Origin of the sequence: Hyphomicrobium sp. (assembly GCF_041674905.1) — a bacterium.
In the GTDB taxonomy this organism is placed as follows: Bacteria; Pseudomonadota; Alphaproteobacteria; order Rhizobiales; family Hyphomicrobiaceae; genus Hyphomicrobium_B.
In genome coordinates, this window is sequence record NZ_JBAYUV010000006.1 from 37,847 (window position 1) to 58,504 (window position 20,658).

The window sequence follows — 20,658 nt, forward strand, 5'->3', positions numbered from 1 at the left end:
GCACCCCGAGCGAAAATCTTTGAAAGTTGGCAAATCCTCGGGGGAGGACATGCAACCGCATGTGGTCGATCCGCGGGTAAGGTCAAGTTGCAGGACGCAAAAAAGCGATGCAAGCCTGGAACGGAATAGCCGCCAGTCGCGACATGTTATATTGTCCGACCGGCCAAAACGGACCATTGTGGCTGAGTTCGCGGTCCGGAGGACTGTTCATGACGGCAGATGCAGGCGAGGAGCAACGGTCACGGGAAAAGGTCAAGCTGTCCGTGGATCAGGCGACTGCAATCTTCGCCGAGAAGAACATTCGGTTTACAGACCTTCGGCGCAAGGTCTTCGAGGAGATTGCCTCGACCCAGGCGAGCGTCGGAGCTTACGAGGTTCTGGATCGCCTTGCGAAGAAGGGGACGCGGCTGGCGCCCATCTCGATTTACCGGGCGCTCGACGCGCTGCTGGAAGCTGGTGTCGTTCATCGCCTCGAGAGCAAGAACGCGTATTTCGCCTGCCGGCAACTTCACCGTCCCCGAACGGGCCGCCGTCCGATGTTCCTGAGCTGCGAGAAATGCGGCATAGTCCAGGAAGTTGATGGCGACGATATCTTTCGTGCGATCGACTCTGCCGCGCACGCCGCGAAATTCGAACCAAGGGTCCGGTTCGCCGAAGTCTCCGGCATGTGTCACGAGTGCGCGGGACGTCGCAAGGTTTGAACTCGGCATCCGAGCCGATGGAGAAATCTTTTTTGTCTTTATCCCAACAGACCGGATACGGCTCGCCACGCCCCGCTGCGAGTTGCGACCATGACCACAGCCACGATGGTGCGCCGGTCGAGAATGCGCTGATCTCGGCACGCGATCTTTGGCTTCGCCGTGGCGGCCGCGATATCATTGCGGGCGTCAATCTCGACGTTCTACCCGGCGAGATCGTCACCCTGATCGGACCGAACGGCGCAGGAAAAACGACGCTGGTGCGCCTTGTTCTCGGCATTGAGAAACCCGACAGCGGCCGGATCATACGCCCCGCTTCGACACGCATCGGCTACGTGCCGCAACGCTTCGAGGTCGATGCGGCGATCCCGATGACGGTTGAAGGTTTTCTCGCCCTCGGCGGCTCGGCGTCCGCGAAAGAGATTGCAAATACGCTGGACGAAGTCGGAGCGCGCCGCACCGGACACCAGCAATTGTCGAAACTGTCGGGCGGCGAGACGCAACGTGTGCTGATCGCGCGGGCGCTCTTGCGGCGGCCAAACCTGCTGATCCTCGACGAGCCTGCGAGCGGCGTCGACTTCGCGGGCGAAGCGGAACTCTACGAGTTGGTCGGCAAGCTGCGCGACGAGCGCCATCTCGGAATTCTGCTCGTTTCGCACGATCTCCACGTCGTGATGGCGAAAAGCGACCGCGTCATCTGCCTGAACGGTCACGTCTGCTGCTCGGGCGAGCCGGAGCATGTATCTCAGCACTCCGAATATGCGCGTATCTTCGGGCCGAAGGGGGCGTCGTCGTTGAGCGTCTACCGGCATCACCACGATCATGCCCACGATTTGACAGGCGAACCGAAGCCGCTCGCCCCCGACGATACGCATGGACGAGGTTCCTAAGTGTTGTCCTGGCCTGAGCCGTTCGTCTGGCGCGCGTTGTTCGCAGCCATCGGTCTCGCGGTGATCGCGGCGCCCCTCGGCTGCATCGTCGTGTGGCGGCGGATGTCCTACGTCGGAGAAACGCTGGCCCAAGCCGGCCTTCTCGGTGTGGCGCTGGGATTGGCTCTCCACATCGACCTGACGCTCGCCGTCGTCGTCGCTGCGATTGCGGCCGTCGGCGTGCTGACACTGCTCGGCCGCCAGCGCGTCGTCCCCCTCGATTCCGCTCTTGGCCTTACGCATCACGCGACGCTGGCTCTCGGCATTACCGCCATCGCGCTGGCGAAAGGCCCGGGCATCGATCTGATGAGCTATCTTTTCGGCGATGTTTTCGCCGTCACCTCGACCGACCTGATCTGGGTGTATGCCGGTGGGGCGGTGGTCCTGGCGGTAATTTTCTACCTCTGGGAGCCGCTCGTCCGGCTCTCCTTGCACGAAGACCTGGCGACGGCCGAGGGGATAAATCCACGCCTGCCGCGCGCGGCGTTCGACCTTCTGCTCGCTATCGTCATTGCGGTCGCGATGAAGATCGTCGGCATTTTGCTGGTCATGGCATTTTTGGTCGTTCCCGCTGTGGCAGCCAGGCCTCTATCGCGAACACCGGTCGGCATGGTTTTACTGGCTGCGGCAATCGCCGTTGCGAGCACGATTTTCGGGCTTTGGCTGTCGCTTTCGAGCGATTTGCCGGGCGGGCCGAGCATCGTCATCGCGATGTGCACAGTCGCAGCCATATCCCTTCTGGCGGGAAGCCGCAGACAAGGCTAGAACGTCGCCAGTGGGGCAGGGAAAGGTTTGCTGATGTCGCTCAGCGACAGCATCTCGATGAAGCCGCGTCATGAAACTGTCGCGGTCAACGTTGGCGGCGTGATCGTCGGCGGCGGCGCGCCTGTCGTCGTCCAATCGATGACGAATACCGACACAGCCGACATCGCGTCGACGGTCAAGCAGGTCGCCGACTTGGCCCGCGCCGGTTCGGAACTCGTGCGCATCACGGTTGATCGTGACGAAGCCGCGAAAGCCGTCCCGCACATTCGCGACCAGTTGCGCAAGCGCGGCGTGACCGTGCCTCTGATCGGCGACTTCCACTACATCGGGCACAAGCTGCTGGGCGAAAATCCGGACTGCGCCGAAGCGCTCGACAAGTATCGCATCAATCCCGGCAACGTCGGTTTCAAGGACAAGCGCGACCGCCAGTTCGGCGCCATCATCGAGACCGCGATGCGCCACGGCAAGCCGGTGCGCATCGGCGTCAACTGGGGTTCGCTCGATGCCGAGCTTCTGACGCACTTGATGGATGAGAACGCGAAGTCTGCAAACCCGAAACCGGCCCGCGCCGTCATGCATGAAGCGATGGTGCAATCCGCGCTGATGTCGGCCGAACGCGCCGAGGAAATGGGCCTCGGTGCCGATCGCATCATCGTCTCCGGCAAGGTCTCGTCCGTCCAGGATCTGATCGCCGTCTATCACATGCTCGCGCAACGCAGCCGCTATGCGCTGCATCTCGGATTGACCGAAGCCGGAATGGGCTCGAAAGGCATCGTCGCCTCATCCGCCGCCATCGGCATCCTGCTGCAAAACGGCATCGGCGACACGATCCGCTTTTCCCTGACGCCGGAGCCGGGCGGAGATCGCGCCCAGGAAGTGCGCACCGCGCAGGAACTCCTGCAGACGATGGGCCTTCGCTCGTTCGTCCCGGTCGTCGCAGCGTGCCCCGGCTGCGGACGCACGACGTCCACCGTGTTCCAGGAACTTGCGCGCGACATACAAGACATGATCCGCGACCGCATGCCGGATTGGAAAACGCAGTATCCCGGCGTCGAAACGCTAAACTTCGCCGTCATGGGCTGCATCGTGAACGGCCCCGGCGAGAGCAAGCATGCCGACGTCGGAATTTCATTGCCGGGCACCGGAGAATCCCCGGCTGCCCCCGTCTTCATCGACGGCAAGAAGGCGATGACGTTGCGCGGTCCGAACATCGCGACCGATTTCAAGTCCATCGTCGAGGATTACATTGCCCGCCGCTTCGCCGCCCCCGGCCTGGCAAAAAGCGACGCGGCCGAATAGACCCGGCAGCGTCGATATCGCGTAAATTAACATTTATAATTCAATCTCTTAATTGACATTAACGGCTGTCCTGATCGCGATTTGCGACCATCCTTCGCTCGCGCCGTTTCGCGTCCCGCGCTAAGTATTAGCCGGCGATTACCACTTCTGAAGATGAACCCTCGCAGTCCCTTTGAGGTTTGCTAGAGGGTGCGTCTTGTCAAACAGCCACGAAGGATTTCATCCGGAATGAGCGACAGAAGCAGCACCTCCGAACGCCACCTCGTCATCGGCGCCGGTCCGGTCGGGCTCGCTATGGGCGCCGCGTTGAAGCACCGGGGTATTCCATTCGATATCGTCGATGCCGGATCGGGCGTCGGAGGCAACTGGCTGCACGGCGTCTATCGCTCCGCACACATCGTGTCTTCGAAGAAGGCGACCGAATACGCCGATTATCCGATGCCTGACGATTTTCCGGATTTCCCGTCGGCCGACCAGATGCTGTCCTATCTCAATGCGTTCGCGCGGGATCGCGGGCTTCTTCCCGAGTGCGAGTTCAACAAAAGCGTTGCCTCCGTCGTCCCCGAGGACGCGAGCCGCTGGACCGTGACATTCGCCGACGGCGAAACGCGAACGTACAAAGGCGTCGTCGTCTGCAACGGCCATCACTGGGATAAACGCTATCCCGAATTGCGCGGCACGTTCGCGGGAGAAATCCTTCATTCAAAGGATTATCGCGATGTCTCGCAGGTTCAAGGAAAGCGCGTGCTCGTCATCGGCGGCGGCAATTCCGGCGTCGACATGGCGTGCGATGCGGGCCGCTTCGGAGAGAGCTGCGACATCAGCCTCAAGTCCGGCTATTGGTATCTGCCCAAGACATTTTTCGGCCGCCCGCTGACCGACGTTCCGATTTGGCGGCTGCCGATCTTCATGCAGCGCGCGATTTTAAAGACAATCGTCAAATTGAGCATCGGCGATTATCGCCGCTACGGACTCGAGCGGCCGACCCACAAATTGTTCGATCGTCATCCTGCATTCGGAACCGACCTCTTGAGCGCCATTCGATTGGGTCGTGTGAAGCCGCGCCTCGCGATCGATCATGTCGACGGCAACACCGTGACGTTTGTCGACGGATCGACCGGCACCTATGACCTGATTATCGCCGCAACCGGATTTCACGCCTCTTATCCCTTCCTTCCCGAGGGTCTGATCGCGGTGAAAGACAATGTCGTGCAAGTCTACGGCGGCGCGTTCCCCGCTGGAATTCGCGGGCTTTACATTGTCGGATGGGCGCAGGCGCGAAACGGCTTTGGCCGCCTCGTCACGCCGCTATCCGATCTCTACGCGCGCATGATCGCCATGCAGGACGAGCTGGAGTTTCCAATTGGCACACTGATGGAGCAATCGTTTACACAGCGCCTGCCGACGACACATCTCGTCGATCCGGAAAAATCGCGGCGAGAAATTCGCCTCGCGCATTTGGTTTTGCCGCTGCTGAAACTTCGCGACAAGCGCATGGCTCGGAAAGAGGCTTTTGCGGCAGAAAAAGGCCGCATTCCGGTTAGGGCTTAGTGCTGACGAATGTAAAAGCCATAATTAAAGGGCGAAGAATAATACTCACGGAATAGCAATTATTTTACGGCATGACAGATACTCAGTTAGCGCATCCGCATTGCCTAAATGGAACCCTATATTCTGCTAGGCATTGTCGGGGGCAAGCAGGCCCACGAGGCTGTTCTTACAGGGTAAACACTATGAAAGCGTGGAATTTGAAGTCGCTGCTGCTTGGCAGCGCGACGGCTTTGGCAGCTGCGAGCGGCAGCGCCATGGCCGCTGATCTGGGGCCGTATCAGCCCTACAATCCGCCTGAGGCGGCACCGATTTATCAGCCCGCGATCTGGGATGGCGCATACATCGGTATTAACGGCGGCTACGGTTGGTCGAATGCAAAGCCGACGGAAGCTGAAGGCGGATTTGGTGGCGGCCAGATCGGCTACAATTGGCAGCGTGATCGCATCGTCTTCGGCTTGGAAGGCGACTTCCAGGGCGCCGACATCAGCGGCCGCACCTACACCTTTGACGGCGATACTGCACGCAGCGACATGAATTGGTTCTCGACGGTTCGTGGTCGCCTCGGCGTCGCAAGCGGTCCGTGGCTGTTCTATGCGACAGCCGGTCTCGCGGTAGCCGACGTTGATCACCGCGCCAACCTTGACGGCGAAAGCTTTCGCGCCAACGATACGCTGACGGGTTATGCCGTCGGTGGTGGTCTCGAGTGGAAATTCTCGCAGAACTGGAGCGCGAAGGCTGAGTATCTGTATCTCGGCCTGGGCGACTCCAAGCTGAAAGCTGCCGACGGCGACTTCGTGCGTATCAACAATGACGTTCAGACCGTACGCGTCGGTCTCAACTACCACTTCTAGTAGACTGCGATTGCGTTGAGCCCTTGATCAGCTGTCACGTCGACCCATGTGGCGCGCGGCAGCGATCAAGGGCTCTGCTTTTGCGCCGAACGGGTTGAGCGCCGCGATAGCAGCGTCGATCGTGCGATCGAGATGTTGCCGCGCTTCCCGAATGCCCAGAAGGCCGATGAGCGTCGCCTTGCCCGCCGCTGCGTCCTTGCCGGTCGCCTTGCCGACATCGGCCGCGCTGCCTTCCGCATCGAGAAGATCGTCGCTGATCTGAAATGCCGAGCCGAGATGCTCGCCATAGGTCTTGAGTGCTGCCCTGTCACTTGGCTTGGCGCGCCCGAGAATAGCCCCCATCTCGCAAGCCGCCGTAATCAGCCGTCCGGTTTTCATCGCCTGGAGCCGCGTGATGCCAGCAATCGTCGCGGCGGCCTGCTCCGGCAATCGTCCGGCTTCGAGATCGAGCATCTGTCCGCCGACCATGCCGACAGCTCCGGATGCGACCGCAAGCGCATGAGTGAGCTCTGCCCTAACCTCGGCGACGTCATGCCGTCTGGGCTCGCTCGTGAGCTCGAAGGCGAACGCCTGCAGGGCGTCACCGACGAGGATCGCAGTCCACTCGTCATATGCCTTCCAAACGGTCGGCTGACCGCGCCGCAGTTCGTCGTTGTCCATCGCGGGAAGGTCGTCGTGGACGAGGGAATAGCAATGGATGCATTCGAGCGCGGCGGCTGCCGGAAGCGCCGCGTCACGCGTCACGCCGAAAAGCCCGGCGCTCTCGAAAACCAGGAACGGCCGGAACCGCTTGCCGCCGGCGAGCACGGCATGGCGAAGCGCGTCGGCGAGGCGAGGGGGCGTCCCATTGGCCTGTTGTTCCGCCAGGCATTCCGCGAGAAAACCTTCGACGGCCGTTGCGGCATTGCCAAGCTGGGCAAGAAATTGTGACACTACCCTCAACCTTCCTCGTATGGCCGCCCCGGCACTCAACATGGCCATTGTTCAATGTTACCGGCCGTCGCGGTATCGCACTGCAATCAGAATAAGCAAAGCATGGATCGGTCGCAGGAGACATCAGAGCGAACTGCCGCGCCGCCTGTCGAAACGTCGGCGGAGGAGAGGCTGATTGCGCCGGCAGGCGAGACTGCTGCGCGTGTCGCCGTGGACGGCGGATGCGAGGTGTTGGAACTTGCGCCGCCGCGACCTTTGCCACCGCTGGCGTTTCGAGGTCCGGCCGATCCGGCCCCGCAGGCTGTTGTCCCGCCATTGCCAGTGCCAGTGCCGATACTAGCGCCAGTTCCGATGCCGGCGCGCATTTTCCAGCGTTCTGGCCCCGCGTTCGAGGCGGTCGCCTACGACCGTTCCGCGCCGTCGGCCGAGGTGCAAGGCGACGAGCACACTCTTCCCGTCGATGCGGTGTTCTCTGAAATCGACGCGGAAGCAGCCGCGCGTTCTCTGACCGCCGTCTCGGGACAGGCGCCGGAACCGCCCGAAAACATTTACGAGTCTCCGCCACCAATTTCGAAGGCCAGCATCGAGACGCCTCCGAACCTCGGAAGCCTCATTCCTGGCGCGCCGAGGTTCGAAATGCCGGCGCATCGGCAGGACGCTCAGTTTGGCGGGCTTCAGGCCGACCTTGCCGCCAGGCCAAGCCTCAGCGAAATAAATACCGGCTCTCCGGCAACGGAGGTCGTTGGTCATCGCTCTCTCTTTCGCCACTTGCTCCACATCGCCGTGTGGCTCGTCGTCGGCTGGCTCGCCGTTGTACTCGTGCTGATGGTCGCGTACCGTTTCATCAATCCTCCGGGATCGATGCTGATGCTGCAGCAATGGCTTTCCGGCCAAAGCATCGAGACGACCTGGGTGCCCATTGAGGAGATTTCCCCGAACGTCGTTCGCGCCGTCATCGCCAGCGAAGACAGTCGCTTCTGCGATCACTACGGCGTCGATTTCGAAGCCCTCGCGGGCGCGGTCACCGACGTCGGGAGTGGAGCGGCGCGCGGCGCCAGCACGATCTCGATGCAGGTCGTGAAAAATCTCTTCCTCTGGTCGTCGAGAAGCTACACGCGCAAAGCCGTGGAGCTGCCGCTGACGTTCGTCATGGAAATGCTCTGGCCCAAACGGCGCATCATGGAGGTCTATCTCAACATTGCGGAATGGGGGCCGGGCATCTTCGGCATCGAAGCGGCGGCTGAGGCCCGCTTTCATAAGCCGGCAAGCAGCCTGAGCGCCGGAGAGGCGTCCCGGCTTGCCGTGGCGCTCCCCAATCCGAGGGTGCGAAATCCCGCGAAACCCGGTCCGGGCATGCAGCGTCTGGCCCGCATCGTCCAAATGCGGATGCGGATCGCCGCGAGCGTTCAAACGAGTTGCGTCCTGCCAAGACGTCGCAACTGACCGGATTACTGGCCCTTCCAGCCGGATTTTATGGGGGGACTGGCGTTTCTCATCTAATTTGCGTATAAGCCGCGCCCTGGGTTCTGAGCGTCGCCCAAGTCCGGCGTTGCCAGGCTGATCCACAATCAATATAGCGTTCGGCATTCCCCGCCACGTAACCGGCGGCTCCGCAGCATTGGCGCGGGGGTAAATTGGAGCAAGACAATGGCAGTTCCGCGCAAGAAGACGTCCCCGATGAAACGGGGTCAGCGGCGTTCTCATGACGCCCTGACGGCCCCGGCTTACGTCGAGGACAAGGAGAGCGGCGAGCGCCGCCGTCCGCATCATATCGACCTCAAGTCAGGCAAATACCGCGGCCGCCAGATCCTGCCGCCGGCCTCCGACGAATAAGCACTGCTCCGGTTGCCTTAAATTGGACTAGGCTGGCGTCCTTGATGCCGGCCTTGTTGATTTTTGAACACGCTCTCTTGCTTGGCAAATCAGAGGGAGCATGCCAAAAAGCCGAGCGCGTTGGGGCGTCAAATGTCAGGAGAGACTTATGTCTGTTAGAGCCATTCCGCTCTTGGTCCTTGCTTTCGTCCTCTACAACGCCATCGTCCTGACGTTGGGACTGGAAGCCCTGACAAAACAAATTTTCCACCTCCGGCTTTTGAGTGGTGGCGATTGGGCGTTCACGTGGGGCGATTTCATCCTGCTCGTCACGCTGATTTTGCTTTTTGTTGAAATCGTCAAATCCACGTTCACGACGACGTCGACGCTGATCGATCATGCGCTTTCGATGGTCGTGTTCATCGCGGTTGGCGTCGAATTTCTCACCGTGCCGCAGGCCGCGACATCCATCTTTTTCCTGATCTTGATTGCGACGATGATCGACGTCATTGGCGGTTACACCATCGGTATTCGCGTCGCTCGCCGTGACCTCAACATCGGTGCCGACCAATAATTACATTGCATGGCTTCGAAAGGTCTGTCCGCTCCGCGTGGCAAGACTGATCTATTTTCTGGCGATACTTCAGGTATTGTTAAGTCATCTGCTTTCGAGATCTGTTTTGTCGCGAGAATGCAACGATATTGAACCACGTTTGCGTGTTGTTCGCTGAGAGACTTGATTTGAGGTTGTAAATTGACCTCCCAGACCATCGTCCAAGGGAACGAACCTGAGGCTGATCCAGGTGCGGACCAGAAGCGCGACGCGCTGGCTGAATCCGACAACCTCGATCTGGTCGGGATACTTTCGTCGATTGAAGAGACCGCTTACGCCTGGGACCTCGGTTCGGGGCGCATTGAATGGGGCAGTAACGCGGCCGCCATCCTCGGCGTCGCCGACCTGACTAGGATTGCGACGGGAGCCGCCTACCACGCTCTCATCGCGCCGGAAAACCTGAAGGATCGACTGGAAGTGTTTTCGCGTGGCGTTGCGACCGATCGCGTTCGTGGCGTTCCCTACCGCGTCCAGTACCGGATAACCCCCGGAGGTCCGCGAAGCTGGAAGACAATCCGCGTCGAAGATCATGGCCGCTGGTGGCCGGGTGCCGACGGGCATCCGCGACACGCGCGCGGCGTCATCAGGATCATCCACGATCAATACCTTGAGCAACAGCGCCAGCTCGTTCGCAACGACTTCGACGAACTGACCGGACAACTCAATCGCATCCGCCTGACCGAGGCATTAAGTTCCGTTCTGCACCGGATCGAGCGCGAGCCTCAGTCGTGCGGGTTCTTGATGGCATCGGTGAATAATCTGGCGGTGATCAACGATACGTTCGGCATCTCGATCGGCGATGAAGCGATCGCCGAAGTCGCGCGCCGCATCCGCGGCAAGCTGCGTGGCGGCGACATCCTCGGCCGCTACTCGTCGAATAAGTTCGGCATCGTGATGATGAAATGCGGGCCTGAAGCACTACGCGTCGCCGCCGAGCGCTTCTTGAAGGTGGTCCGAGATTCCACGATCAAGACATCCGGCGGGCAGCTTTCGGCGACGATCTCGATGGGCGCCGTCATTATTCCGGAACAGGCGAATTCGGTACAGGACGCCGTGAATTTTGCACTTCGTGCACTCGATGCGGCGCGCTCGCAGCGGATCGATTGTTTCGTGCTTTATGAGCCGGTCGCGGGCGGCGAAAGCGTCCGCGTGCGCAACAGGACGATCGCCAATAACGTCATCGAAGCGCTTGACGACAACCGTATGCGCCTCGTCTTGCAGCCGATGGTTTCCGCCAAGTCCGGCAAGGCGGAAATCTACGAATGTCTACTTCGCATGCAGAAGCCCGACGGGCATATCGTGTCGGCGGGCGAATTCGTCCCCGTCGCCGAGCAGCTCGGACTGTCGCGTCTGATCGATCGCCGAACCCTGGAATTGACGATCGCGCTTTTGAAAAAGCATCCCGATCTCGTGCTCTCGCTCAACGTGTCGGGGTTGACGTGCTCCGATAAGGAATGGGTCGCAGCCCTTCGTCGCCTCAGCGATGGCCGCAGAGATATCCTGAGCCGGTTGATCGTCGAAATCACCGAAACGGTCGCGATCGAGGATCTCGATCAGACCATCAACTTCGTCGACACGTTGAAGGAATTCGGCTGCCGCGTTGCGATCGACGACTTCGGCGCAGGGTATACGTCATTCAAGAATTTGAAGTTGCTCAACGTCGATATCGTCAAGATCGACGGCGTTTTCGTCAAAAATCTCGCGAACGACACGAGCGACCGGATCTTCATCAAGACGATGATCGATCTCGCCCGCATGTTCGGTATGGAAACCGTTGCCGAATGGGTCGGCGACGAGCACTCGGTCAAGCATTTGACCGAAGCCGGGATCGACTTCATGCAAGGCTTTTACTACGGCCTGCCGATCGAGGCCGCCGACTACGTTTCGAGGAAAGCCTGAAGTCGCTTTCGTTCAATCGGCGGCCCTCGAAATCAGGGCCGCGATTGAGAAAGCTTCTCGATCTTCTGCTGCATGGCCGACAGTTGCGATTTGAGCTCGCTGAGCTCGTCGCGGCCGCTAGCAGAGGATTCGCCCTGTGCCGGCGTTTGCTGCTGCGCCGCGTCGGGCATTTTACCGTCGCCGCGCTGACCGCTGGCCGCCGAGCCGAACGAAGCCCACATCGACATCGCCTGCTCGAACATCGCCATGTTCTGCCGCGCCTGTTGCTGGTAGAACTCGAAAGCCGCTGCGGGATTGGAAAACGCCGAGGCGAACTGTTCGCGGAACCGCACTTGCTCTTTCGCCAGATGCTCAAGGCTGAACTGCAGGTAGCTCGGCACCATCCGCGCGATGCTGTCATCGTAAAAACGAATGAGCTGGCGGAGAAACGGGATCGGCAGCAGCGCCTGTCCGCCTTCGCGGCTTTCCTGCTCGACGATGATCTGCGTCAGCACTGCGTGGGTTAGGTCGTCGCCATTCTTGGCATCGTAAACGACGAAGTCTCGATCCCCGCGCACCATCTTTGCGAGATCCTCGAGCGTGACGTATGTACTCGTCTCGGTGTTATAAAGACGCCGGTTCGCATATTTCTTGACGACGACGGCTTCGCGTTTGGGAGCCTGGGCTTGCGGTTCTGGGTTGCTCAGCATCGCGTTAGCGTTCTCTTTTCGAAGGTTTGGGCGCCTGTTGCTGCACTGCGGCAGCGTACCACACCGAGGGGGTCAGCCGCCAGCCGTTTCTGTCACTCTTTTGGGCAGGGTGGAAACACTACGATTGGGCAGTCTAGCCAAGAGGTCGCAATTGCTGAAAATATCTACGCACTGCAAAGTACCCTCGCCTTATGCCTGATGCCCAGAACGCTTCGGCGTCGCGCGAGACATTCGATAAATTTAAAGAACTGTGCCCAGGGAGGGGCCGCCAATGAGCGAAGATTCTTCCACGATTGTGATTGCAAGCGCAGCCCGAACGCCAGTCGGCTCGTTTAACGGCGCGCTGGCGTCCCTGCCGGCTTCCAAACTTGGCGAAATCGCGATCAAAGCCGCCCTCAAGCGCGCCAACGTTCAGCCTGGAGACGTTTCCGAGGTCATCCTCGGCCAGGTTCTGACGGCGGCTCAGGGCCAAGGCCCGGCGCGTCAGGCATCCGTCGGCGCTGGGGTGCCGGTGGATTCTCCCGCGTGGAGCATCAATCAGATTTGCGGCTCGGGCCTCAGAGCCGTCGCGCTGGGCATGCAGCAGATCAAGACCGGAGACGCCAAGATCGTCGTCGCCGGCGGTCAGGAAAGCATGAGCCAGTCGGCGCACGCCGGACACATGCGTGATGGCACCAAGATGGGCGACTTCAAGCTCGTCGACACGATGGTGAAAGACGGCCTCTGGGACGCCTTCAACAACTACCACATGGGCGTGACGGCTGAGAACGTCGCACGCCAGTGGCAGATCACGCGCGAGGATCAGGACAAGTTCGCCGTCGCCTCGCAGAACAAAGCCGAAGCCGCGCGCAAGGCCGGCAAGTTCAAGGACGAAATCGTCCCGGTCACGATCAAGACCAAGAAGGGCGAGACGGTCGTCGATCAGGACGAATACATCAAGGACGGCGTGACGATCGATAGCATCGCAAAGCTTCGTCCGGCTTTCGATCCGAAGGAAGGCACGGTCACGGCGGCGAACGCATCGGGCATCAACGACGGTGCAGCTGTCGTCGTTTTGATGACCGCCGAGGAAGCCAAGAAGCGCGGGATCAAGCCGCTCGCTCGCATCGTGTCGTGGGCGACGACCGGCGTCGATCCGTCGATCATGGGCACCGGACCGATCTCGGCGTCGAAGAAAGCGCTTGAAAAAGCCGGATGGACGATCGCCGATCTCGATCTCATCGAGGCCAACGAAGCGTTCGCGGCGCAAGCGCTTGCGGTCAACAAAGGCCTCGGCTGGGATACGGACAAGGTCAACGTCAACGGCGGCGCGATTGCCATCGGCCATCCGATCGGCGCTTCCGGCGCGCGTATCCTCAACACGCTTTTGTTCGAAATGCAGCGCCGCGATGCGAAGAAGGGCCTAGCCACGCTTTGCATCGGCGGCGGCATGGGCGTCGCCCTGTGCGTCGCCCGCGACTGATACACGTCTCATTCGCGGCCGGATCGCAATGATCCGGCCGCGTCACCTCATCCACGTTTTCCGATAAAAAAATCCAGGGAGAAAAAGTATGGCACGGGTAGCCCTCGTTACCGGAGGCACGCGCGGCATTGGACACGCGATTTCAATTGCCTTGAAAAATAGCGGCTATCGGGTCGCGGCAAGCTATGCAGGAAACGATGCGGCGGCTCAGGCTTTTCAGGTCGAGACCGGCATTCCTGTCTACAAATTCGACGTCGGCAACTACGAGACGACGGAGAAGGCGGTCAAGCAGATTGAAAAGGATCTCGGCCCGATCGAGGTGCTCGTCAATAACGCCGGCATCACGCGCGATACGATGTTCCACAAGATGACCAAGCAGCAGTGGGACGAAGTCATCGGCACCAACCTGAACGGACTGTTCAACGTCACGCGCCAGGTTTGGGAAGGCATGCGCTCGCGCAAGTTCGGCCGCGTCGTCAACATTTCCTCCATCAACGGCCAGAAGGGCCAGATGGGCCAAGTCAACTATTCCGCGTCGAAGGCGGGCGACATTGGCTTCACGAAGGCGCTGGCTCAGGAAGGCGCGCGTGCCGGCATCACCGTCAACGTGATTTGCCCGGGCTACATCGCAACCGAGATGGTCAAGGCGATCCCGCAGGACGTTCTCGACAAGGCGATCTTGCCGCAAATTCCGGTTGGTCGTCTCGGCGAGCCGAACGAGATCGCGCGCGCCGTCGTGTTCCTCGCGTCCGACGAAGCCGGATTCATCACCGGTTCGACACTGTCGGCCAACGGCGGCCAGTACTTCGCCTGATCGCCCCCGCGCAAGCATTAAGCTCTAAGCATCAAATTGAAATGGCCGCCCTTTGAGGCGGCCATTTTTATATCTGCATTCTCTAAGGCGAATTGAGCGAAGCGCTCCTTCAACCCCGGAAGCGCGACCGGACGATGCGCGGAAATTCTTCTTCGCTCTGGTTCTGAGCGTAAGGGTTAAGCTCCTTCTGCTCCGCGTCGCGCTGCTCGACGATATGCTGACGGCCTTCTTCGAGGCTCCACCATTGTTCGCCGGCGTTCGGTGCCGGGGCGTGCGGTTTGGAAATCGGAGCGGACGGGGCGGGGGGTGCGGGAGCGCGCCCGCCATACGGCAATGCGCGCGTCGCCGCTGGCGGCTGCGGTGCGGAGAACCACGCCTCGACGAGATCGAGCTCATCGGCCGAAAGGCTCAAGCCCTGGCTACGGCAGCGGGCCACGACGAAATTGCGAAACCGACTCGCAAACAGCGTCGCGCTCGTGCCTTGCTCGAACCACGGATCGCTCTCGCTGACGACGTCGTAGATGAAGCGCAGGTCGTCGCGCTTGACGTCGAGACCGAACTCGCGTGCCCGTTGCGTGATGTTTACCAGCGTCTGAGCGCCCTGAAGTCCGTTTGCCGTGATTTCCTGCGCCATGACGTCGAACAGCACGCGATATTCTGCCGGCGCCAGAGCCGGAGCCTGGCAAGCCTCGTGGATGCGTGCGATCGATTGCTGGATCTGCGTCGCCTGTTCGCCGCTGCGTGGCGCGCCTGACATCGGAGGCGGAGGTGTCTGCGAAGCCGAAGGCCGCTGCGCTTCGCGGGCGCGCTCCGGCTGATAGCCTGACCCCTGTCCCGGCGGCGGCATCGATGGCCGTTGCTGGCCGAGCGGCTGACGCGACATCTGCGGTGTGGGCACCGGAGAAATTTCAGGACCGCGAGCCGCCGGCAGTGGCGGGGCGGGCGGCACGGGCGCCGAAGGTGCTGGCGCCGCATACCGCTGCTGCGGCACAGGCTGCTGGAAGGTGGTCTGCATCGGCTGCTGAAGCGACATCTGTTGCTGCGCGACCTTCGGGATGCTCGGCATCGCGGGGCGCGCGATCGCTTTTGCCTCCGAAGCGGAAATCTCGGCCGAAATCTCGCGACTACGGAGCTCGGGCGTCGGCGCCGCAAGCTGCGGGGCAATCAGTCCGGCAGCCGAAATGTGCCGGTTCGCATCGAACACGGTGTAGGGCGGCGTGTCGCTGAGATGGATGTCGTCGGGAAGATCGGCGAGCAACAGATCGCGGAATGTGCCGTATCCGCCCCAGTTCGTCCCGACGGTCTTGTCGCGTCCGATGACGCGCACCGAACGGTCGGCGAGCGTCTCGAGCGGCACCGCTTGCGGCGCGCTGCGCACGAAATCCACGACTTCCGCCAGGATCGACTTGCGCGCGGCTTCGACGTCGATCACCGGAACCGTGGCTGTGATTTCGCGCGGGCTTTCGCCTGCGATCGCGCGGCCGCTCGTCAGCAGCGCCAGAAGATCGGATTCCTTGATCTCGCCGTCGCTGATCGCGGTGTAAGGCAGAGCCGTGTGATCGTTGGCATAAACGACGGTGCGGCGCGCATGCGCCCTCAGCCGGTGCAGCACCGGAGTAAAGTCGGCATCGCCCGACAGAATGACGAACTCGTCGAAGAATGTCGGATGATTGAGGATATCGCTGACATCCATGACGATGCGAATGTCGGCCGAGTTCTTCAGCTGCTGCGTTAGCGGCGGGCAGTCGATGACTTCAAACCCTGAGCGCTGGAAGTGATGCCGGATGAACGGAAACGAGCACATGTCCGTCGAGTTATCATGTGCGTTCCGGCGCGGCTGCGAGTTTCCATAGCATCGGTTCATGACGATGCGCCGTTCGGCAGGGACGCCCAGGACCGTCTTGGATGTAATGAGTTCACCCGACGCGATGCCCTGCAGCCAGATGCTGCTGTCTTTCGCGAAGCGCTTCGCGGCATCTTCGTTTTTGCGCTTCAAAGAAAGATAGACGTTGTCGTAATCGACAAACACCGTAGTTAGGACGGGTCCTGAGGACTCGCGTTTCATGGACTACAACCCCCGTGTGAATCCGAACGTGATTCGGACTTCACTGTTGACGAGTCTCGAGCCGCCAGCAAGAAGCGCCAGCTAACCCGCTATCCAAAGAGACAAATAAGCCGTGGATGGACTGCGGATACGCCACGCGCTTGTCGAACGACTCTGGGGATGACGTGTGGACAGTCATCGAAAGGCTTTGATCTGTTGCAGCTTCGCCGCTCAATCGAGCGGTGAGAAATCCGGCCCCGCCAGTCTAAAGCCAGAAAAATCGAATCCCGGCGCGACCGTGCAGCCAACCAGCGTCCAATCGCCGAGACTGCGCGCGCGCTGCCAGAAATCCTTTGCCACCACGGCCTGCGGACGTTCCCCGGCGGCGAGATCAGAACCGAGCCGAACCGCCGTGAGCGGCCCTCCGCCGGGTGCGATTTCGAGCATCAGCGGCGCCCCCGCGTAATAGTGCCAGGCCTCGGCCGCGTCGACGGCGTGCCAGTGCGATTGCTCACCCGCTTTCAGCAGAAAATAAATCGCCGTCGAGGCGGAGCGTCCGTTCGCCTCGCTGACGTCGCGGTACGTCTCTCGAAAATGGCCGCCTTCCGGATGCGGCGACAATTCCAAAAGCTTGATGACGTCATCGGCGGATAGATTGCGCTGCATCCGGATTTCTCGCTTAGGATTTTACGCTTTGTTCTTGAGCTGTCGCAGCAGCGCAAAGACTTCCCAATCCGGCGCGCCCTCGAGGCCGAGCCGCGCGCGGATCATGCGCGATTGGGGGCGGAGGAACGGGTTCGTCGCCTTTTCCAGATCGATGGTTGTCGGGATCGTCGCGTCTCCGGCAGCGCGCCGCGCGTCCACCTCCGCGACACGCGCCTTGAGCGCCTCGTTCTCCGGCTCGACGTTCATCGCGAAGCGGGCGTTTCCGAGCGTATACTCGTGGCCGCAATAGATGCGCGTATCCCCCGGAAGCGCGGCGATCTTGGAGACGGAATTCCACATCATCTGCGGGTCGCCTTCGAAGATCCGGCCGCATCCGAGGGAGAACAGCGTGTCGCCGGTGAAGACCAGGCCATCGTCAGGCAAACAGAAGGTCACGTGGCCGAGCGTGTGGCCGGGCGTTTCGAGGACTTGAATGGGATGACCGGCAAATTCGAGGCGCGTCCCCTCCGTAACGCCGCGCGTCAGCCCGGGAATGCGGTCCGCCTCGGCTTCCGGTCCCGTGACGCTTGCGCCATAATGGCCTTTGAGTTCCGCGATACCCGCCGTGTGATCGGTATGATGATGTGTGATGAATAGGTGATTGAGACGCCAGTTGCGCGCGTCGAGCGCCGCCCTGATCGTCGCGGCCTGCGGCGCATCGATCGCTGCAGTCTCACCGGAGCCGGGATCGTGCAGGAGAACGCAATAGTTATCCGCGAGACAAGGTAAAAGAACGATTTGGAAGGTTGTCATGCAGAGAGTCTGGTAGGGCTCAAAGCCCATGTCAAACAAAACGGGACGACGAAGCCGTTCTCCCAAAGTATGCCTTCCGAAGCCCGATGGGGCTGGACCGTTCGGTCCGGCGTCGGCAACATTGGATAAGCGCGGCCGTTAAGACGCATGCCGATGGATGCAACAAACCTGAGAGATTTCTACCGGACGTCCCTTGGCAGGCTCGCGCGCCGCCAGCTGTCGCTTGTCATCCGGCAGCGCTGGAAGAACCTCGAGGGCTTGAGCGTTGCGGGCGCGGGCTTCGCGTCGCCGTTTTTGGGCGCCTTCCGGACAGAGGCCGCGCGCCTCGCCTGTCTGATGCCGGAACGCCAGGGCGCGCTCGTCTGGCCGCATTCAAGTCAATGTCATTCCGTGCTCGTCGGCGAGGCGCAGTGGCCGTTGCCCGACAATTCGATCGACCGTTTGCTGGCGATCCATTGCCTTGAGCAGGCCGAGCGCGCCGGACCGCTACTGCGCGAGATGTGGCGCGTCCTGAAGCCCTCTGGCCGCATGCTCATCGTAGTCCCCAATCGTCGTGGGCTGTGGTCGCGTGTCGACGCGACGCCGTTCGGATATGGCCTTCCCTTCAGTCGCGGGCAGCTTGAGACGCAATTGACCGACGCGCTGTTCGCGCCCGACCAATGGGGCGAAGCGCTCTATTTTCCGCCGCTCAACAATCGTCTGATGCTGCGCATGGCGCCGACGCTCGAGCGCGTCGGCTCGAGCATGTCGATAGGCGTCGCGGGCGTCATTATCGTCGAAGCGCACAAGGAGGTCATGTCGCCCATCAGTGGCAGCGCGAAGCGAGTTACCGCGCAGCCAGTATTGAAGCCGGTCAATACAACGAGGCCGGTCGGCTTACGCCGCCACTAGAGTGTCGCGCGCTTCGGACCGTGCAGCAGGAACACGGCTTTCTCGCCGAACAGGTTCTGCATCGACAACGACCATTTGATCGGCAGCTGCCGATCATAATCGTTGAAAGCGACGGCCCGCTCGACCGTGGCGTCGACCCGTTCGCAAAGGTCGGCGAAATCGCGGATCGTGCACAGGTGCGCGTTCGGCGTCAGATACCAGAGGTCCGGCAGGTTGGCCGTCACCGGCATCCGGCCACCGATCAAAAGCCCTGTCCGCACGCGCCAATGCCCGAAGTTCGGAAACGACACGATCGCGCGCCGCCCGATGCGCAGGAGATTTTCAAGCACGGTTTTGGGTTGCCGCGTCGCCTGGATGGTGAGCGACAGAATGGCATAGTCGAAAGCCTGGTCGGGATAATTGTCGAGGTCGCGATCGGCGTCACCCTGAATGACCGACAGCCCGCGCGCAACGGCTTGGTTGACCTTGTCGCGCTGCAATTCGACTCCACGTCCGTCGACGCCCCGCCGCTCAGCCAGAAGCTGCAGGAGTTCGCCGTCGCCACAGCCGACGTCGAGAACGCGCGCTCCGGCTTCGACCATCTCGGCGATCAGGACATGGTCGACGCGCGGAGTTTTGGCCTTGGCAACCGAACGGTCCGGTGCGTTCATGCCCCATTCCCCACCGCTTCGAGGCCGCGTTTCAGCGCCGCCGCATTGAGAAAACCGCGAACCGTCGCGTGAAACGTCGGCTCGTCGAGAAGGAAAGCGTCGTGGCCTTTATCGCTCTCGATTTCGACGAACGACACGTTGGCCGCAACCGCATTCAACGCCTGCACGATGCGCCGGCTTTCGCGCGTCGGATAGAGCCAGTCCGATGTGAACGAAACGACGCAGAAGCGTGTCTGCGTCCCGCGAAATGCGTCGGCCAGCACGCTGCCGCGTCCCTCGCGCAGGTCGAAGTAATCCATCGCGCGCGTGATGTAGAGATAGCTGTTCGCATCGAAGCGGTCGACGAACGACGACCCCTGATGGCGCAAGTAGCTTTCGACCTGGAAATCCGCGTTGAACGAGAAGGTTTTTTCCGACCTGTCCTGCAGGCTGCGGCCAAACTTCCGATGCAGCGCTTCTTCCGAAAGGTATGTGATATGCGCGGCCATGCGCGCCACCGCGAGCCCGTTCCTCGGCACGTTGTCGCTCGCATAGTAGTTGCCGCCCGCCCAGTTGGGATCGGCCATCACGGCCTGCCGCCCGACTTCATGAAATGCGATGTTCTGCGAGGAGTGCCACGCCGTCGTCGCGATCGGCACCGCCGCGAAAACGCGATCCTTGAACCGCGACGCCCATTCGACCACCTGCATGCCGCCCATCGATCCGCCAACGACCGCGAAAAGCTGGTCGATGCCGAGATAGTCGATCAGGCGTGCCTGCGCTTCCACCATGTCTCCGACGGTGATCACCGGGAAATCGAGGCCATAAGGCGTGCCTGTCTTCGGATTGATTGATGCCGGGCCGGTCGATCCCATGCAGCCGCCGAGCACGTTCGAGCAGATGACGAAAAATCGCTCCGTGTCGATCGGTTTCCCGGGTCCGATCATGATGTTCCACCACCCCGGCTTGCCGGTGATCGGATGCTGGGTTGCGACGTACTGATCCGCGGTCAGCGCATGGCAAATGAGAATAGCGTTGGATTTCGCCGAATTGAGGGTCCCATAGGTCTGATATGCGACCGAAAATGGTGCGAGGTCCTGCTGGCAGGCGAGATGCAGCGGCGTGCCGACGTCGAAATGCACGACCTGGCTCGACGGTGCGTCAATCTCTGACTGTCGCCGTGCGACGGAGGCAATAATGTCAGACGGGGCGACGGTCATCGAGTCGGCCGAAATCCGGAATTAAGGGTTTGGCGGCTTGCTAGGCCTGCTGCAATGAAAGTCAACTTTAAACTTTGATTTCAACTGGTGAAGACCCTATC

At 61.1% G+C, this 20,658-nt stretch carries 20 protein-coding genes; 13 read left to right on the top strand and 7 right to left on the bottom strand.

Annotation, left to right across the window (positions count from 1 at the left end; translation table 11 throughout):
- Positions 1 to 209: 209 nt before the first annotated feature.
- The 6 genes from WC026_RS04030 to WC026_RS04055 all read left to right on the top strand — a co-directional run bounded on the left by WC026_RS04030 (position 210) and on the right by WC026_RS04055 (position 6,093).
- Complete coding sequence (locus WC026_RS04030; protein ID WP_372709519.1) at positions 210 to 701, top strand: Fur family transcriptional regulator; 492 nt, start codon at positions 210 to 212, stop codon at positions 699 to 701.
- 32 nt (positions 702 to 733) lie between these two features.
- Positions 734 to 1,588, top strand: coding sequence for an ATP-binding cassette domain-containing protein (locus tag WC026_RS04035; RefSeq protein WP_372709520.1), 855 nt, complete (start codon positions 734 to 736; stop codon positions 1,586 to 1,588).
- Positions 1,589 to 2,392, top strand: a complete 804-nt coding sequence (locus WC026_RS04040) for a metal ABC transporter permease (protein ID WP_372709521.1) — start codon at positions 1,589 to 1,591, stop codon at positions 2,390 to 2,392.
- Positions 2,393 to 2,425: 33 nt separating this feature from the next.
- Entirely contained in the window at positions 2,426 to 3,691 is a 1,266-nt protein-coding gene (gene ispG / locus WC026_RS04045) for a flavodoxin-dependent (E)-4-hydroxy-3-methylbut-2-enyl-diphosphate synthase (RefSeq protein WP_372709522.1), read from the top strand.
- 228 nt (positions 3,692 to 3,919) lie between these two features.
- The gene (locus tag WC026_RS04050; RefSeq protein WP_372709523.1) at positions 3,920 to 5,242 is read left to right on the top strand and encodes a flavin-containing monooxygenase; all 1,323 of its coding nucleotides are present in this window, start codon (positions 3,920 to 3,922) and stop codon (positions 5,240 to 5,242) included.
- A gap of 182 nt (positions 5,243 to 5,424) precedes the next feature.
- Entirely contained in the window at positions 5,425 to 6,093 is a 669-nt protein-coding gene (locus WC026_RS04055; protein ID WP_372709524.1) for an outer membrane protein, read from the top strand.
- A gap of 27 nt (positions 6,094 to 6,120) precedes the next feature.
- On the opposite strand, the gene WC026_RS04060 is transcribed toward WC026_RS04055, so the two are convergent.
- The gene (locus WC026_RS04060; protein WP_372709525.1) at positions 6,121 to 7,026 is read right to left on the bottom strand and encodes a polyprenyl synthetase family protein; all 906 of its coding nucleotides are present in this window, start codon (positions 7,024 to 7,026) and stop codon (positions 6,121 to 6,123) included.
- Between the two features lie 102 nt (positions 7,027 to 7,128).
- On the opposite strand from WC026_RS04060, the gene mtgA reads away from it, so the two are divergent.
- The 4 genes from mtgA (at position 7,129) to WC026_RS04080 (ending at position 11,350) form a co-directional block, all read left to right on the top strand.
- On the top strand, positions 7,129 to 8,469 hold the full coding sequence (gene mtgA, locus WC026_RS04065; protein ID WP_372709526.1) for a monofunctional biosynthetic peptidoglycan transglycosylase: 1,341 nt from the start codon (positions 7,129 to 7,131) through the stop codon (positions 8,467 to 8,469).
- A gap of 204 nt (positions 8,470 to 8,673) precedes the next feature.
- The gene (rpmF, locus tag WC026_RS04070) at positions 8,674 to 8,859 is read left to right on the top strand and encodes a 50S ribosomal protein L32 (protein WP_181336244.1); all 186 of its coding nucleotides are present in this window, start codon (positions 8,674 to 8,676) and stop codon (positions 8,857 to 8,859) included.
- 148 nt (positions 8,860 to 9,007) lie between these two features.
- Positions 9,008 to 9,412, top strand: a complete 405-nt coding sequence (locus WC026_RS04075; RefSeq protein WP_372709527.1) for a hypothetical protein — start codon at positions 9,008 to 9,010, stop codon at positions 9,410 to 9,412.
- Positions 9,413 to 9,592: 180 nt separating this feature from the next.
- Entirely contained in the window at positions 9,593 to 11,350 is a 1,758-nt protein-coding gene (locus WC026_RS04080; protein ID WP_372709528.1) for an EAL domain-containing protein, read from the top strand.
- Positions 11,351 to 11,382: 32 nt separating this feature from the next.
- On the opposite strand, the gene phaR is transcribed toward WC026_RS04080, so the two are convergent.
- A complete protein-coding gene (gene phaR, locus WC026_RS04085; protein ID WP_372709529.1) occupies positions 11,383 to 12,039 on the bottom strand; it encodes a polyhydroxyalkanoate synthesis repressor PhaR in 657 nt (218 codons plus the stop codon).
- Between the two features lie 271 nt (positions 12,040 to 12,310).
- On the opposite strand from phaR, the gene WC026_RS04090 reads away from it, so the two are divergent.
- A complete protein-coding gene (locus WC026_RS04090) occupies positions 12,311 to 13,501 on the top strand; it encodes an acetyl-CoA C-acetyltransferase (RefSeq protein WP_372709530.1) in 1,191 nt (396 codons plus the stop codon).
- Between the two features lie 88 nt (positions 13,502 to 13,589).
- Entirely contained in the window at positions 13,590 to 14,315 is a 726-nt protein-coding gene (gene phbB / locus WC026_RS04095; RefSeq protein WP_372709531.1) for an acetoacetyl-CoA reductase, read from the top strand.
- Between the two features lie 109 nt (positions 14,316 to 14,424).
- On the opposite strand, the gene WC026_RS04100 is transcribed toward phbB, so the two are convergent.
- The 3 genes from WC026_RS04100 to gloB all read right to left on the bottom strand — a co-directional run bounded on the left by WC026_RS04100 (position 14,425) and on the right by gloB (position 17,817).
- Positions 14,425 to 16,380, bottom strand: a complete 1,956-nt coding sequence (locus WC026_RS04100; RefSeq protein ID WP_372709532.1) for an NYN domain-containing protein — start codon at positions 16,378 to 16,380, stop codon at positions 14,425 to 14,427.
- 210 nt (positions 16,381 to 16,590) lie between these two features.
- The gene (locus WC026_RS04105; protein WP_372709533.1) at positions 16,591 to 17,025 is read right to left on the bottom strand and encodes a cupin domain-containing protein; all 435 of its coding nucleotides are present in this window, start codon (positions 17,023 to 17,025) and stop codon (positions 16,591 to 16,593) included.
- Positions 17,026 to 17,046: 21 nt separating this feature from the next.
- Positions 17,047 to 17,817 carry a hydroxyacylglutathione hydrolase gene (gloB, locus tag WC026_RS04110; RefSeq protein WP_372709534.1) on the bottom strand — a complete coding sequence of 257 codons (771 nt, stop codon included), beginning with the start codon at positions 17,815 to 17,817 and terminating at the stop codon, positions 17,047 to 17,049.
- A 153-nt stretch (positions 17,818 to 17,970) separates the two neighbouring features.
- Between gloB and WC026_RS04115 the strand changes: the two genes are divergently transcribed.
- Positions 17,971 to 18,708 (top strand): methyltransferase domain-containing protein, encoded by a 738-nt coding sequence (locus WC026_RS04115; RefSeq protein ID WP_372709535.1) that lies wholly within the window; start codon positions 17,971 to 17,973, stop codon positions 18,706 to 18,708.
- Here WC026_RS04115 and metW read toward each other — a convergent pair.
- Positions 18,705 to 19,358 carry a methionine biosynthesis protein MetW gene (metW, locus tag WC026_RS04120; protein WP_372709536.1) on the bottom strand — a complete coding sequence of 218 codons (654 nt, stop codon included), beginning with the start codon at positions 19,356 to 19,358 and terminating at the stop codon, positions 18,705 to 18,707. The two genes, WC026_RS04115 and metW, sit on opposite strands and share 4 nt — an antisense overlap.
- Positions 19,355 to 20,557, bottom strand: coding sequence for a homoserine O-acetyltransferase (locus WC026_RS04125; RefSeq protein ID WP_372709537.1), 1,203 nt, complete (start codon positions 20,555 to 20,557; stop codon positions 19,355 to 19,357). The genes metW and WC026_RS04125 overlap by 4 nt, the downstream gene beginning before the upstream one ends.
- Between the last annotated feature and the right edge of the window lie 101 nt (positions 20,558 to 20,658).

Coding starts and splice junctions, on each gene's coding strand:
- WC026_RS04030 (WP_372709519.1), top strand. CDS start 210: ATGACGGCAGATGCAGGCGAGGAGCAACGGTCACGGGAAAAGGTCAAG.
- ispG (WP_372709522.1), top strand. CDS start 2,426: ATGTCGCTCAGCGACAGCATCTCGATGAAGCCGCGTCATGAAACTGTC.
- WC026_RS04050 (WP_372709523.1), top strand. CDS start 3,920: ATGAGCGACAGAAGCAGCACCTCCGAACGCCACCTCGTCATCGGCGCC.
- WC026_RS04055 (WP_372709524.1), top strand. CDS start 5,425: ATGAAAGCGTGGAATTTGAAGTCGCTGCTGCTTGGCAGCGCGACGGCT.
- mtgA (WP_372709526.1), top strand. CDS start 7,129: ATGGATCGGTCGCAGGAGACATCAGAGCGAACTGCCGCGCCGCCTGTC.
- rpmF (WP_181336244.1), top strand. CDS start 8,674: ATGGCAGTTCCGCGCAAGAAGACGTCCCCGATGAAACGGGGTCAGCGG.
- WC026_RS04075 (WP_372709527.1), top strand. CDS start 9,008: ATGTCTGTTAGAGCCATTCCGCTCTTGGTCCTTGCTTTCGTCCTCTAC.
- phaR (WP_372709529.1), bottom strand. CDS start 12,039: ATGCTGAGCAACCCAGAACCGCAAGCCCAGGCTCCCAAACGCGAAGCC.
- WC026_RS04090 (WP_372709530.1), top strand. CDS start 12,311: ATGAGCGAAGATTCTTCCACGATTGTGATTGCAAGCGCAGCCCGAACG.
- phbB (WP_372709531.1), top strand. CDS start 13,590: ATGGCACGGGTAGCCCTCGTTACCGGAGGCACGCGCGGCATTGGACAC.
- WC026_RS04100 (WP_372709532.1), bottom strand. CDS start 16,380: ATGAAACGCGAGTCCTCAGGACCCGTCCTAACTACGGTGTTTGTCGAT.
- WC026_RS04105 (WP_372709533.1), bottom strand. CDS start 17,025: ATGCAGCGCAATCTATCCGCCGATGACGTCATCAAGCTTTTGGAATTG.
- gloB (WP_372709534.1), bottom strand. CDS start 17,817: ATGACAACCTTCCAAATCGTTCTTTTACCTTGTCTCGCGGATAACTAT.
- WC026_RS04115 (WP_372709535.1), top strand. CDS start 17,971: ATGGATGCAACAAACCTGAGAGATTTCTACCGGACGTCCCTTGGCAGG.
- metW (WP_372709536.1), bottom strand. CDS start 19,358: ATGAACGCACCGGACCGTTCGGTTGCCAAGGCCAAAACTCCGCGCGTC.
- WC026_RS04125 (WP_372709537.1), bottom strand. CDS start 20,557: ATGACCGTCGCCCCGTCTGACATTATTGCCTCCGTCGCACGGCGACAG.